The 16,384-nt window shown below is 40.5% G+C and carries 3 protein-coding genes; all 3 read right to left on the bottom strand.

Features of this window, described 5'->3' with window-relative positions; all coding sequences use genetic code 11:
• Positions 1–330 precede the first annotated feature (330 nt).
• The 3 genes from F565_RS0119415 to F565_RS0119400 all read right to left on the bottom strand — a co-directional run bounded on the left by F565_RS0119415 (position 331) and on the right by F565_RS0119400 (position 16,382).
• A complete protein-coding gene (locus tag F565_RS0119415) occupies positions 331–3,639 on the bottom strand; it encodes a T9SS sorting signal type C domain-containing protein (RefSeq protein WP_154652679.1) in 3,309 nt (1,102 codons plus the stop codon).
• Positions 3,640–3,813: 174 nt separating this feature from the next.
• Positions 3,814–9,963 (bottom strand): YDG domain-containing protein, encoded by a 6,150-nt coding sequence (locus F565_RS0119410; protein ID WP_081621369.1) that lies wholly within the window; start codon positions 9,961–9,963, stop codon positions 3,814–3,816.
• Positions 9,964–10,364: 401 nt separating this feature from the next.
• Entirely contained in the window at positions 10,365–16,382 is a 6,018-nt protein-coding gene (locus tag F565_RS0119400; RefSeq protein ID WP_020214911.1) for a GEVED domain-containing protein, read from the bottom strand.
• Between the last annotated feature and the right edge of the window lie 2 nt (positions 16,383–16,384).

The raw sequence follows: 16,384 nt of genomic DNA, 5'->3' as shown, positions 1-16,384 counted from the left end.
AATAAACAACGATGTCCCACATTATTCCTTCATATTTCGACGAATGGCTTTTTTGTGCAGGCGGGCAGCGTTATTTGCTTGTTTGGTGCAAGTTATGCAAAATTTAACTATAGACGAACTGTATTATGAATAAATTAAATATTATTAGTTATATAAGAAATATCCTGTTAGATTTTTAATAATTTAAATTTGATAAACACAGTAGTGAACTGTCTTTATAGTATCCGTTTTTTTTCAAAATGCTTTTATAACAGGTGCTGCATTAAAAGACGAAATCCCCGCTACAATAAATGCAACGGGGACTTCAAACATGGAGGGGTTCGAATATTTTTAGTAAACTACTTTTTTGCTTACTGTTCCTTTGTCTGTATTAATTTCTACAATAAGTACTTCCTGTGCAGCCTGCAGGCCTGTAACAGTAGCGGTAGTTGCATTTGTGCCGTTTTGGCTGTAAAGCTTCCTGCCTCTTATGTCATAAACAGTTACATTACTTATTTGTGCAGTACCTGCATTAATGTTTAAAGAAGATCCTTCTTTAAATACAATTACTGTATTAGCGTTAAGCGCAGGGGTTTCTGTACCCAGTGCATCAGTTGTATATAAAAGTTCAAACCTGTCGTTAAACCTTCCGGCATCGGTGGTAAATACATAGTTACCATTAGTAATGTTAGTAATAGTGCCAAGCAGGTTATCCCTTAAAAATATATCCTGTCCGTCTGCAAAAACACCATCTTTGCTATCAAGGCTAAATGTAAATTCTCCTGCCTCTATAGCGTTATAGCCTAAGCCAACAATATCAGTATCAGTAAATGCCGGCCTTGCTTCAATTGTTAGCCTGTTGTCATCTACCATAGTATATAATGATATGTTACCACCGTTGTTAAACAGCATACCATCGCTGCCATAATCAAGGCCAAGAGTTGCATCGCTTGTGTATGCAATAGATATCTGGCTGTAAGCATCAATATTTGTACCGGCAAGGTTTATCCACATACGTGACATCTGGTCAGGTTCTACGGTCCTGAAAAACTGCGTGTTATGTATATTTCCTCTCCTCATAGCATTATTAAACGTAACTACAGGGCTGGTTAAATTTGCAGCTGTTTTTACAAAAAAGCCCTGTCCCGGATTAATTACCCAATCTGCAGTAGCCGTTGTTTGAAAAAAGCTTGTCCATTGAGAACCTCCGTATGCATTCTCTCCCGGTAGGCCTCCGCTTGCCTGGTTAGCCGCATAACTTACTTTTGTTAAAGTAGCATAGCTTGTGGCATTGGTATTGTTTTTCTTTCTCCAAAAATACAATGCTGTTCCTGATTGAAGCACACCAACGTTAGCATCAAAGAAAGCAGTTACACCTATAGGAGACGGATAAGGGTTTCCGATAGCATTCCAACGGTTCACTGATGTTGATAATGGCCTTGTTATAGTGCCATTGTGAGGGTTTCCGGTAAATATACCTGTAAATACGGTAGTAGTTAGAATGTTATAATATGATGGTACTCCAATATCATTTGGCATACGTATTAAATATCCTTTACCGGCTTCAAAATTAGTTTGCGGATTTACCGGTAGGTAATACTCTGCATTATTTGATATTCCGTATTCATAAAAACGCTCATTTAATGTATTTTGAGAAAAGTCATGTAGTTGCTGCCCGTCTACCGGCGATGACCATAACGTATAATCGTACCTGAATAATGTAGAGCTATTTCTTTTTTGCGTAATGTTACCAGTGTTAACTGCATTCGTTTGCTGTATTAGGTGTGCATTGTGCTCAAGAGTGAAGCTACTGCCTGTTGCAACATTTACAAACTTGTTTAATGTTACCGTCTTGTCTGAAGCTATTGTTACTACAGCACCATTGTTTACTGTAAGGCTGCATCCGTCTAAGTTTGTGGTGCCATTATAGTTACCAGATATAATGATCGATGTTGTCATATCCGGCACACCGTTACTCCAGGCTGTACCGTTCCATGTTGTAGATTTTACTGTAAACGTGGCAGTACTACTGTATACATCTGCATAGCCGCTATTTCCAACCACAGCCCTTATATATTTTGTAGCGTTTAAAGCGCCTATCTCTGCACCTGTTAACTGTGCTGTAGTATTGGTGTAATTTTGAATAGTACCTGCGGCAAATGTGGGCGATGTAGATCCTTCCCAACGCACAATAACACCTGTATAGTTTATTAATGTTAGGTTAGGAGCAAGGTCTCCGCTGCATATTCCCTGGCCATTGCCTATAGAACCACCAACCGGAGGAGGCAATACTTTAATAGTAACCTGATTTGTTTTTTTGGTGCCAAATGCATCTGTTACAGTAACAGTATATACTGTATCGCCAGCGGCATTTGTAGGGGCTGGTATTGTAGCAGTAGTAGCTCCTGTAGACCATAAGTAGGTATAAGGGCCTGTGTTAGAACAGCCTGTAGTGCTGGCTGTTAAAGATACCGTTTGATTTAACAATGCAGATGCTCCGCCGGTAATGGCTGTACCACCATTAATAGTTATTGCAGTACCAAAATCTCCCTTTACAACTTCATATAAGTCAAGGTTTTGTGTAAGACCTACACCTGCAAGGCTGGCATATCTTACGGTAATCCTGTCTGCGGCTACTCCCGGGGCTATTTGTATTCCCACAGGCCTTTGAGCTAAAAGATCGGTGCCAATGTACAAATGAAGGAGCGCCTGCTCATCGAGTGTTGTGCTATAAACCTGCGAACCGCCTTTATAAGCAATGATGGTTACCGCCTGGCGTAATAAGTTTATGTTTAAACTTAATAATGATGGGTCTAATTTAAGCTTAATATTATATTTATCTGAAGTTGAAGAAGGACCATCAAAGTATACACTCTGCTCTACATAAGTACCTACTGCAAGAGTACCAAGAGATATCCTTGAAAATGTAGAAGCATCTCCATCAATTGCCCTGCGAATGTTTGTTACACCAGATCCGAGTAAAGATACAAGTCCTGCTGTTGCGTCATAAGATGTATAAGTGCCCGTTTGGCAAGTAGGGGCACCGGTAACATAAAATGCACCGTATACATCCAGATCCTTTTGTGAAAGCAGACCTGCGTTTACTGTATTATGTATTCTTATCCTATCGTATGTAGCACCGGGAGATACCTTTATATAATAGTTTGGTGTTGCAGCATTGTCTGTCACAATTCTTAGCCTTGGCTGTCCAAAGTTACTGCTGGAAGCAAAAGCTACGGTTGCACCATTTTTAGCCTCAACAGTAATTCCCTGCTGGCCTGCAACTACTCCTACAACATTATTCACTAAATTACCTAAATTACCTCCTATTAATCCTGTTAGCAGGGAGTTGTCCGTCATACCAATTTTTATGTAAGTGGTAACATCTGCAGATATAGGTGCAGGATACTGTAATTCAATAAAAGATTCAGTATACGATGCCTGTATTATTGGCGGGATTGCCAAAACCACATTAGATCTTAATTTTGCAGAGGTTGCAAGATCAGTGTCATTTGCTCCGGCTGTAGAGCCTACCACATACGCCGATGTAACATAAGTGGTCGCAAATTGTTTTGTTTGTGCAAAAGACTGGCTCGCAGTCAATAAGAGCACAATTGTTAAAAATGCACTAAGTGCATTCGTGAGTCGATTTGTTGTCATAATTTCTCCATTTTTATAAAACAAAGAAACTGAGACTACAGATGCTCCTTAAAACAATAAAATTTTTTATCGTTGAATATGAGACATTTATCGGCGAAGTGCACTCCTTTAACAAAAACAAAAATCCCCGGTAAAAATTAATTTACCGGGGACTTTTATAATAAAACTACGGGTTTAGTAAACTATCTTTTTGCTTACTTTACCATGATCTGTAGTAACTTCTATAATTAATACCTGCTGTGCAACATCAAGGCCTGTAAGCACTGTTTGTGCAGCATTTACGCCTGTTTTGCTTTGTAGTTGCCTGCCGCGAATATCAAATACCGTAACACCGTTAATAATGCTGTTACCGGCATTAATGTTTAGCGAGTTACCATCTTTGTATATAATTACGCTGTTAGCATTTAGTACAGGGTTAGTAGTACCTAAAGCATCTGCAGTGTACACTACATCAAACCTTTCGTTAAATGTACCGGCCTCTGTAGCAAAAGTATAAGCACCTTCTGTAACATTATGTATCAGGCCTAACACGTTATCTCTTAAATAAACGTCCTGGCCATTGCTAAATACACCATCGGTATGGTCAAGAGCAATAGTAAGCTGTCCTGCAACATCGGCAACATAGCCCATTGGCACAACATCCGAGTTTTCAAATAAAGGCCTTGCCTGTATAGAAAGTTTAGTATCCTCGGCTAAAGAGTATAAAGATATTCCGTTAGCATCAGAGAACTGCCTACCGTCATAACCATAATCAAGGCCTGTTGTAGTACCGTCAATATAAGCAATTGCCGACTGGCTGTACTCGTCATTAGCATTAGTTATGTTTAACCATAAACGCGATGTTGTAGACTGTGCCGTCCTAAAGAAAGCCTGTGTGCCACTTGTAGGCGCAGCCCTTCTCATACCATTGTTAAATGTAATTTGAGGCGTACCCGATAAATTTTCTTTAGTCCTTACAAAGAAGCCCTGGCCCTGAGAAATTAACCAGCCATCCTGATTGCCTGTAAAGAACTGTGCCTGGTCTGCAGAGTTATTTCCTGGTGCAGGATTTGCGTGGTAGCCTGCATTAGTGTAACCCGCAAGAGTAAGTGTAGCATAAGACGATGTGTTGGCACCATTCTTTTTCCTCCAGAAATAGATACCTGAACCTGCATTTATTACCTCGCTGTTTGTAGTAAAGAAATCTACAACACTAATAGGCGATGGGTAAGGGTTACCCACAGCAGTATAGCGGCTTGCAGCAGTGTTAGCGGCAATAGCAATGTTTCCGTTATTTGGTGTTCCTTCAAAATTACCTACAAATGTAAATGGTGTTTCTATGGTATAATATCCAGGAATCTGAGGTTCTACATCGGGCATGCGTATTAAATAACCTTTAGCCCGTGTAAATGTTACATCGCCATTAGGTATGTTTAAGTAGTAACCTGTATTATTAACAACACCATAATCGTAAAAACGTGTTGACACTGTAGAAGGAGAAAACTGATTAAGTTTTTGCGAACCAAATACAGGAGAAGACCATAATGTATAATCATACCTGTATAAATGGTTGCCGTTTTTTAGTACATCAATTTCGCCGCTATTAACCACGTCATTTGTTTGTAATAGTGCACCGTTGTTTTCTATAAGAACAGTATTGCCGTTAGTAACAAACTGGTTTTTAACTTTAAGGGTGTACCCTGTGTTTATAGTAAGGGCTGCAGTAGTACCCTCTAATTTAACATCGTTTCTTGCATATATAAGGTAAGCACCAAGCGTTGTGATACCAGAATTTTTTACAGTTAAGTTACCGTAACCTTCTGTGCCTTCGCCAGTAGTAGTGTTAAAAGCAGTAATAGTTTGTGCAGCAGTACCTGTGTATTCTACCGTACTTGTTTCGCCAAGCGTTATAGCAGGAGTTCCTGTAGTAGTAACAGCAGTAGCAGTACCACCATTAAAACCTGTTGCCTGAGCTACTTTAAATTTAGAACCGTTAGTAACCTCAAACGCGCCACCTGTAGTAAACTTAAGGCCACTTGTAGCTACATCTGTACCTACGTTAGTACCTGTAACAAGTACTTTACCATAAGTAGGCGTAGTGCGGATATCTGTAGCGTCTGATCCTGTAAATTCTACAGTAGATGCAGCACTTAAAGAATATACTCCTTCGGCATCCGGTTTAGTACCTGTACCGGCAGTTACATATTTACCATTAGCAGGTATTGTAAGAGTTGTAGTTGTACCGCCTAATTTAAAAGCACCTGCGCTTAATACACCTGTGTTAACATGTAGTTCTGCTATCGAACCAACGTTTTGAGAAGCACTAACAACATCGGTAGCGTTAGATTTCTCGATGTAGATATTTCTTGCAGAAGAGAAACCGTTACCAAATACTTGTGGTAAAGTAGTACTGCCTACAAAGTAGTAATTAGTATTAGCATGATAAGTAGTGGTAGCTACCTGCACGTTACCTGTTGAAGCAGCATTACCATTTACACCATTCTCAGATGTTACTTTTAATGTACTGTTTGTAGCAGTTTGAAATGCTGTATTAGTTGCACCTGTCACTGCTTTAACTACAAGAGGTGTTGTTAGGTTGAAACCAAAATCAATAGTACTTCCATTTTCAACTGTAACTTTAGAACCTGTTCCAAGTTCAAAATCACGGTTTAAAAGTTTAACATAAGAACCGCTTTTAGCGAAAAAGTTAATATTTTGATTTCTGTTAGTAGCAGTACTTGCAACATCTATAGTTTGTGTAGTAGCATCAGTTAACCCATTACCTGTACCATTAAGGTTTAGAGTTGCGGTTGCAGCAGTCGCATATATAACAGCACTTGCAGTTGCCGAAACATCGCCTTTTACATTAAGTGTTGATGTGCCCACAGAGTTTAAATCAAGCTTACCTTCGTCATTTAAAGTAATGTTTCCATCCACGTTAACTGCAACTGTACCGCTGCCGCTCGAAAGTCTAAATGTGTTTTTTGAATTATTAATTATATCGCCCTTAATGTTTAAGGTTACTGCACCAGAATTGTTTCCAGCTGTTAGATTTATAGTTCTTGCAGTAGTAGTTCCAGTAGATTGATTAATAAGTAAGTTGCCACCTACAGTCCAAACAACGCTTCCGTAAATAAAAGTACTATTTACGCTTGGTTTTATTTCAAGATTACCATGAGTCAAAGTTTTGTTATTGAAGTTATTTAAGGTTAACCTCACTTCAGATTCTATAATTAGATTTCCAAAATATGAAGTTACCCCATTATATAATTGTCCCGTGATTCTTGTATCTGCTATAGGTAGAAAATATTGATCCGCTCCAGTTTTGTGGCTTCTAATAATAAAATTTGAATTAGGACGAAAGTTTTCGACACCATTCCATATATTCAATCCTGCTCCTGGGTTTGCATCATAATCAAATATAAAATTTCCACCATCTTCAATATCAAAATTCGTTGATATTGTTAAAGCATTGTCCTGGAACGTAAATGTTCCGCCGGTATAGATATATACAGATTTAGCAGTAGAGTTATGTCTACTTATAAATGAACCTCCATTTAAAACTTTAATATTTACAGAATTTGCGAAAGAAGCAGATGTAGTTAATATATTGCCATTTGCTACGTAAATATTTGCAGCAGTATTAAATGGTGGAGAATTTGAAACAACCCATGAACTACCATTGTAACGTTCCCAAATGGCTGGCGTAGCATTACTTGCAACCCAGTTACCAGTACCTGTTGTTCTGTAATCGCCATCAACATAAGTTATTGTTGATACATTCACAGGAACAGTTATAGTTTTTCCAAGATAGTTAGCCGTTTCTGCCTGAGTAATAGTTAATGTGGCAGAGCCCACAGTTGTAGCACTTGTAGTTAAAGTGTTTTGGCTAAGAGTTACTGCGGATGAAGCGGTTAAACTATAGGTGTAAGCTGCATCTGAAATTGAAGTTATAGTTGTACCTGGTAAGTTATATGATACATTTAAACCTAAGTTTATTGCAGCACTTGCAAGATTGTTTATGCCTTTAGTAATATTAGCAACAACTGTAGGCTGTTGTGTAAGGATATAGTTACCTGCCTGTGCACCGGTTAAAGTAAAGCCGTTTACAGTAATATTATCGCCTACCGAAGCCTGTGTAAACTGTCCTGTAGTGCTTACAGTAACATCGTCTTGGCTAATGGCACCATTTACAGTACCGCTTACTACTGCAGTTTGTAATGCATCATAAGGTTTATTTTGAGCAGCAGCATTATCTATAGTTACCGGTTTAGCTGTAACACTACTTGTAAGGCCTGTAGGTTGTGTAAGGCTATAGTTAGCAGCATTAGTACCGCTAAGTGTAAAGCCTGAAGCGGTTACTGGTTTAGCGGTTCCTACATTAGCATTGTTACCAGTAAACACATATACTGGTGTACCACCTAAAGTAATAGCATCGCCATTTGCAGTCGCCGATAATACAGGAGTTCCTGTAACTACAGCAGTAGCTGTGCCGTCATACACTTTTGTGCCAATACTTGTTAAGCCAGAAATCGTAAGTGCTTTTTGGGCAACTGTACTATTCGTAATTGCTTTTGTTATTGTTGTACTACCGCTTGTTAATGTTACAACGTTACCGGTGCCACTGTATGTAGCAGCAGGTGCAGTAGCAGCAAGGCGAATATAAACAATTGTATTAGTCGTGTTTTGCGGTACTGTTACCGATGGAGTATAAGTACCCGCACCTCCTGCACTTAATGAAAATTCGTAACCTGCAGGTGCAGTAACTGCAATATCGTTTGTTAAGTTTAAGCTGCTTACTGTAAACTGTCCCGGTGTAGCCGTAGCTGTACCATAAGTTGTGCTTAAAGCAGCAATTGTACCACCTGTTGTTATAGTAGGAGAGGTGTTAGCTAATGTAGTACCATCTGTAGTTGTGCTGTAAGCAGTATCTGTACCTGCACCATTTTTAGCTTTTACGCTAAATGTATATGTTGTAGCATTGGCAAGGCCTGTTACGTTTACAGATGTTGATGTACTTGGTGTTGCAGGTTCAGACGCTCCTAAAGTACCATTTGATTGCACGTATTGAGTGGTGCCGCCATTAACTACTCTTATTACATAAGTAGTGTTTGCCGGGTTGCTATTTGGTGCAATTGTAACATTTAAAGATGTAAGTGTAGCATTACCTATCGTAGGCGCACCTGGTGCGTTTGCAAGTGTATAGAAATTTTGTTCACCACCGTTAGTAGTAGTAACCGGAGTTCCCTGTGTACCTACCGCCCTAAAAAAGTACTGGGTATTTACAGCAAGACTTGTGATTGGTAAAGATATTGAAGTAGCGGTTGTGCCATTAGCAATCGTTGGGGTAGTGGCATCTACTGCTGTACCATAAACACCTGTAGCTGTACCGTACTGAAATTTAGCATTTACAGCACCTGTATTATTAGGGTTTATAGTACCATTTAAAGTTGCACTTGTGGCAGTAAGGGCAGTTGCAGCAGTTGTTGTAACTGATGAGCCTAATATGTTTGAATATTCTATATCATCAATATATATAGTTCCGGGAGTAGAAGAGCTGTCCTGATGAAAATACATAAATGAATCAATGTTGCTATTAGCAGATTGAGAGCCTTTTGATAAGCCAGCTCCAACTCTTGTACCATTTACCCATAGATCCCATGTTGCATTCGCTAAAGTGAAAGATTCACTACCTCTTGCATATGTTGTTGTGGTAGAACTATTGGAGTTATTCATGTATATTTCCACATTATAAATCGTGGAAGTGTTCTGAGTAAATAAACTTGTAGCATTAGTAATACCTGTTGTTCCGTATGCTGAACCATTTATAACATTATATGTTATAGCGTTTGAACTTCCTAATGTCCATTTTATACCTGCGAAAATTTGTGTTGAAGAGGGAAATATTTGACTATTATCAGAATATGCACCACCATCACCCAGCACGAGTTGATACACTCCGTTAGTACCGCCAGCAAATGCAATTTTAAATTTCATATATCCAACTTTTGTTGGACTATAATCATAAATCGAAAATTTACTTGCCGAAGTCGAACTAACATTCGAACTGAATTGTAATTCACTGTCAGTACCTAACGAGGTTAGACCTGGATTTGCAAGTACAAAACTACCGGCGTTGCCAGAGTTAGTTCCCATCCTAATTCTCGATGTTCCTCCATTGGTTGGAGCCGCGGGTAAAAATGAAGTAGAAGCCGCAACAGTGGTGTAAGTGCCTTCGCCAGTTCCGAAATCATACCTCCAGACTTGTGCTGAAGAGTTTACTCCAAACAGTAATGCGACCAGCATCAGTAGTTTAGAAAATTGTTTTTGTAAATTTTTCTGCATAATTAAATTTGAGTTTTATAGGGGAATAAAATTGTGTACCGACAAAAGTATATATTTATCCGACAAACTGCATTTCTAAATAGTTAATTTTGAGGATAAATGTTATAAAACTATTAACAATGTCATAAATTTGTGTTAATAAAAAACCCTCCACTTTAATAAAAAGAGGAGGGAAGCCATAAAACCACACCTTACTTTAATTGAATGGCTTTTTGTTTATTTGCTTGGGGCAATGCATTTAAACTCATATACGTATGTTTTTTATTAATGGTTTTACATTTAGGTAACTTTTTTATCAAATTAATAAATCGGCATTTTGCAGCACATGCCATGCCAAAAATAAAAAAGCCCCACGCAATTGCGTGGGGCTTAGTATTTAGGCTTTAAAAATTATCAGCAGCTTAGAAAATTATTCTTTTGCTTACTTTACCTTTTGTGGTATTAATTTCTAATATAATTACCTGTTGCTGTATCTGCAGGTCGTTAATAACAACATTGTTGCTGTTAGCAGCCTGGTCGTACAGTTTTCTTCCGCGGGTATCATAAATAGTTACACCCGTTACCTGAGTAGTACCGCTTGTAACATTAATGGTGTTACCGTCTTTATAAACAATCACGCTGTTAGAAAGAAGTTCTGGCGATACAAGATCAAGTACTGAAAATGTTGCCCATTCACTGTAATCTCCTTCACCGCATACTGTGCGAACAAATAAGTATACAGATACCGCAGGGTTGTATGGTGCATCGCCCACAAAGAATGATGCGCTTGGTGTACCATTGCCTGCCGGTGGTGTAGACGATGTGCCAAAGGCATACTCATAGCCTAAAGGTGCGCCACCTAATAATGATGGGCTCCAGCTAAGGTTAGCAAAGCCGGGATCTGTAGGGGTTATGCTAAGGCCAAAAGGAGCTACGCATGATGGTGTAGCTTCTACAACCAAAGTGTAATCTTCAGCTTCGCCGCTTCCCTGCTCGCCACATGCCGGTACCGGAGAACCTGTATGTGCATTTCTTATCCTCATCCTGTAAGTTCCTACAGGTGTACCAACCGGTATAGTTACCGTGCCTATGTTTGCAGGGCTAAATAAGTAACCGGTATTGATTACCCTTTCGCCAAGATCGTCAAAATCAAAATCATTGTTCCAGTCTACCCAAACACTATACAGGTATTGGTCTGTAGTTGTTGGTGCTGTAACCTGAACATTAAATGATTCTCCTGCATAGTTAGAAACTGTTTGTGTAGCAGTATAATCTGTAAATGCACTAAATGCAGTACTTGTAGAAGCAATGTTAGTACTGCCACCAGTAGTAGTTACACCTGTAATGTAGTATGCAGTAGATACAGTGTTTGTAGGTACACAGTATCCGCTAAAGAACGGAATTGTAACCCATACACTAAATCCGTCTGTAGTACCACATGCAGAACGTACGTGCAGGTATTGAGCAACGTTAGGCGTTACAGTTACGTTTGTTACCGTAGTAGTAGCGTTAAATGTACCACTTGCCGGAGGTGTCTCCGATGATGTAATTGCATACTCATAACCTTCAGGGCTGCCTGTGTTAGGCACTGTCCAGCTAAGGTTTGCAGTTGTAAGCGATGTAAGCTGTACTGCAAGAGCCCTTGGTTTATCACATGTAACCGGTGGCACTAATGACCAGGCTAATGTAAATGTACCGCTGTTAGAACCGTAACCATCCTGTACCCAGTATAGTGTTTGAGAACTACCGGTAACGTTTTCCCACACAGTATTCACAATTTCTGTATCAGTACAATCTAAAGCTGTCTGAGATGCACAGCTACCGTAGAATACAGAGTGTACAGAGTCGTATCCGTTTGCAGTTAACCCTATAGTTACTGTGTAGCCATTAGGTACTGTTAAAGAGTAAAATAACTCAGGAGCATTGCTAAAGCTACAAGTAGGGGTATAATCATTACCTGCACCTACAGTTGTAGATGAGTAAGGAGAAGTTTGCCCATCAAGGCTTACAGCAGTAAGACACGTATCGCCTAAAAGGAACCTGAAGCGCGGAGATGTAATCCACTCGCTGAAGTCGCCTTCGCCACAATTTGTCCTTACGTGAAGGTAGTAGTACGTATTATCTACTATGCCTGTGTAACCTGTAACAGTTGTTGTTGCAGATGCTGTACCCGCTGTTGCAGGGGCAGCTGCAAAAGTATCTACTACATACTCATAACCTACAGGAGTACCGCCTAATGTTGGGGCAGTCCAGCTAAGGTTAGCTGTGTTAGATGCTGTAGCAGCACCAACAGCATTAGTAGGAGTAAAGCAAGATGGTGGAGTAGTTACGTTAATAGTATAATCTTCGTAGCTACCGTAAGTTCCGGTATAGCATGGAGTAACGTTAACACCATTTGTATCGCCAAAATCAAGACCACCTATCCTTAACCTGTGCGGGCCTAAAGCTGCCGTTGCAGGAACAGTAAATGTACCGGCTAATATAGTAGGGTTAGCGGCTAAAGAAGTGCCAAAGTAAACCTGCTCACCTGCATCGTCAAAATCAAGGTCATCATTCCAGTCTACCCATATTTTAGTGTCATAAGTGTAACCTGTGCTGTATGTAATTTCAAACGCTTGTGTAACACCCTGGCCTACGTTTACTATTTGAGAAGAGTAATCGCCATAACGGCCCGGTTCAGATCCTGTAGCGTTATTAATGCTGCCAATAGCTACGTTAGTAATACCTAAACCATCTACAGATGTAGGGGCAGGAATACATACGCCATTGTAGAATGAAGTAGTTACCCACTCGCTGTAATCGCCGTTACCACAGTTAGTCCTTACGTGAAGGTAACCTCTTACGTTAACAGGTGCAACTACGTTTGCAACAGATGTTTCGGTAGTAGCAGTTCCGCTTACGGTAGGAGCGCCTACCGTAGTGTCTACAACATACTCATATCCTGCAGGAGTACCGCCAAGAGTTGGCGCTGTCCAGCTTATGTTTACAAATCCTGCACTTGCATTAACTGCTGTAGGTGCTGTAGGTGTAAAACATACGGGAGGTGTAGTAACGTTAATAGTATAATCTTCGTAGCTGCCGTAAGATCCGGTGTAGCATGGAGTAACGTTTATACCATTTGTATCGCCAAAATCAAGTCCGCCTATCCTTAACCTGTGCTGACCTAAAGTTGCCGTTGCCGGAACTGTGAAGGTGCCAGATAATGTAGAAGGGTTTGGAGCTAAAGATGTGCCAAAGAAAATTTGTTCGCCTTCATCGTCAAAATCAAGGTCGTTATTCCAGTCTACCCATATTTTAGTGTCATACGTGTAGCCTGTGCTAAATGTAATGCTGAATGGTTGTGTAACACCCTGGCCCACATTTACAATCTGGTCAGAATAGTTACCATAGTTATTTGCTTCTGCAACGGTAGTGTTGTTTATACTGCCAATAGTTACGTTAGTAATACCAATACCATCTACAGATGTAGGTGCAGGTATACAGTAACCAGAGTAGAAACGGAAAGTTACCCATTCGCTAAATCCTGTTTCGCCACAAGCTGTGCGAACGTGCAGGTAAGAATAAATGTTTAAAGTTACCGGTATGCCTGTAATAGAAGTTTCTGTTGTAGCTGTACCCGTTGCCGGTGGTGTAGCATTGTTTGTTACTGCATACTCGTAACCGGCTGCTGTTCCTGTTATAGGGCCAGCCCAGCTAACAGTAGCCGTAGTGGTATTAGTTAATACAGCACTAACGGCAGTAGGCACGTTACATGCAGGTGGCGGAGTTAACGTCCATCCTAATGTAAATGTACCGGTTGCGCTACCGTAACCATCCTGTACCCAGTACACTGTTTGAGTGGCAGAAGTTGTGTTTTCCCAAACTAAAGTAGCTGCTGCTCCTTCAGAAGGCAACTCAGGATAATCAGCACATGTTAATACTGTACGGTTTTCGCAAGTTCCATAAAATGCAGAGTGTACAGTATCGTAGTTATTAGCCGTTTGGCCAATAGATAGTGTATATCCTACAGGAACAGTTATAGAGTATAGCAAATCTGCTGCATTACTAAAACTACATGTAGGTGCATAGTCATTACCCGCGCCTACTGTTGTAGATGATAATGGGCTTGTTAAAGCGTCAAGGCTTATAGCTGTAGCACAAGTATCTCCCGGAAGGTATCTAAATGCAGCAGATGTAATCCATTCGCTATAGTTACCGCCGCCACAATTAGTCCTTACGTGTAGATAGTAAAATGTACCATCTACTATTCCTGTATATCCTGTAACAGTTGTTGCTGTAACAGTGGTACCGGCCACAGTAGGGGCTGTAGCAACTGTATCTACAACATACTCATAACCTGTAGGTGTAGTTCCAAGAGTTGGAGCTGTCCAGCTAAGGTTAGCTAAGCCCGATGCTGTTGCTACACCTAACGCGTTAGCAGGTGTAAAACAAGCAGGAGGTAGCGTAACGTTTATAGTATAGTCTTCAAAAGTACCATAAGATCCTGTGTAACAAGGAGTAGTAGGTCCGTTATCCTGACCGCCTATCCTTATCCTGTGATTGCCTAAAATTGCATTTGCAGGAACTGTAAATGAGCCTGTTAACGTTACAGGGTTAGCATTTGAAGATTCTGTAGAGAAAACCTGCTCACCTTCATCGTTAAAATCAAGGTCATCATTCCAGTCTATCCACATTCTTGTGTCATAAGTATAGCCTGTGCCAAGAGTAATGCTAAATGGCTGGGTAACTCCCTGGCCCACATTTACAATTTGTGCAGTATAATCGCCATAACGGCCAGGTTCTGCAACAGTAGTGTTATTAATAGTACCTATTGTTACATTTATTATACCCTGGTTATCTACAGATGTAGGTGCCGGTGTACAATATCCTGCAAAAAATGCGTAGGTAACCCACGTACTAAACCCTGAGTCGCCACAAGCTGTGCGAACGTGTAGGTAATTAGTCTGGTTTGCTGTAACTGTTACACCTGCAACAGAAGTTGCTGTTGTAGCAGTGCCACTTTCTGGTGCTGTAGCTGTTGTTGTAACAGCATACTGATAACCTGTTGGTGTACCTGTTACAGGTACGCCCCAGCTTAAGTTAGCCTGTGTTGCAGATACTAACTGAGCAGTTACTGCGGTAGGTATATTACAAGCCGGTGGCGGAGTTAACGTCCATGCCAGTGTAAATGTTCCTCCGGCAGCATTGTAGCTATCCTGAACCCAGTATACAGTTTGTGTACTACCTGTTGTGTTTTCCCAAACTAATGTTGCCGCAGCGCCATCGGCCGGTAATTCAGGGTAATCATAACATACAAGTTGGGTATTGCTTTCGCAGGTACCGTAAAATGCAGAATGTACAGAGTCGTAGTTGTTTGCAGTCTGGCCTATTGATAATTTATACCCTGCAGGAACTACTATAGAGTAAAATAAATCGGGCGTTTGTGCACTGCTAAAGTTACAAGATGCTGTATAATCATTAGCTGCACCTGCAGTTGTAGAAGATAATGGGCTTGTAAGCGTGTCAAGGCTTATAGCATTAGCACAGGTATCTCCGCCAATATATCTAAATGCTGGAGAAGTAACCCAGTCGCTATAACTGCCTTCACCACAGTTTGTCCTAACGTGAAGGTAATAGTTAGTGTTATCTGCAAAACCCGTATAGCCTGTAACAGATGTTGTAGTTACTGCTGTACCACTTGCAGGCGCCGCTAAATTTGTATCTACAGCATATTCGTAACCTACAGGGGTTGTGCCTTGTGTAGGTGCTGCCCAGCTAAGGTTAGCATTATTTGCTGCCGTTACTACAGCGGCAGCATTTGCCGGTGTAAAACAGGCAGGTGGAACGGTAACATTTATAGTGTAATCTTCATAGCTTCCGTAAGTACCGGTGTAGCATGGTGTCACTCTTATACCGGCAGTGCCGCCATCATCCAGGCCACCTATCCTTACACGGTGGTTGCCTAATGATGCAGTTGCAGGAACGGTAAAACTACCCGATAGCGTTGTTGGGTTAGCATTGTTAGATGTGCCAAAATAAACCTGTTCACCTTCATCATCAAAATCAAAATCATTATTCCAGTCTACCCATATTTTTGTATCATACGTGTAGCCTGTTCCAAATGTAATACTAAACGGCTGGGTAACAGTCTGGCCTACATTTACAATTTGAGCAGAATAATCGCCATAACGGCCAGCCTCTGCAACAGTAGTGTTGTTAATGGAACCTATGGTAACATTAATAATACCCTGGTTATCTACAGATGTAGGTGCCGGGGTACAGTACGAAGTCTGTGCAAAACTTTGCGCAGTTGCAAACATAAAAAGCATTGCCGTGATAAGCAAAGAGCTTTTTTTGACAAAAACCGGAGGTGGGCTTCCTTCATCAGGATGCTCATTTCCACCTAACCGCCACAATAAGTTTTGTGGGTTCTTAGGTAACAAGTTGTAATTTTTTTTCATTT

Source organism: Flavobacterium rivuli WB 3.3-2 = DSM 21788 (assembly GCF_000378485.1).
In the GTDB taxonomy this organism is placed as follows: Bacteria; Bacteroidota; Bacteroidia; order Flavobacteriales; family Flavobacteriaceae; genus Flavobacterium; species Flavobacterium rivuli.
Note: the sequence above shows the minus strand (reverse complement) of the source record. Positions and strands in the feature narration are given on the sequence as shown.

What these genes read in the sequence shown, in the direction of transcription:
- F565_RS0119415 (WP_154652679.1), bottom strand. Translation starts at nt 3,639, where the DNA reads ATGACAACAAATCGACTCACGAATGCACTTAGTGCATTTTTAACAATT.
- F565_RS0119410 (WP_081621369.1), bottom strand. Translation starts at nt 9,963, where the DNA reads ATGCAGAAAAATTTACAAAAACAATTTTCTAAACTACTGATGCTGGTC.
- F565_RS0119400 (WP_020214911.1), bottom strand. Translation starts at nt 16,382, where the DNA reads ATGAAAAAAAATTACAACTTGTTACCTAAGAACCCACAAAACTTATTG.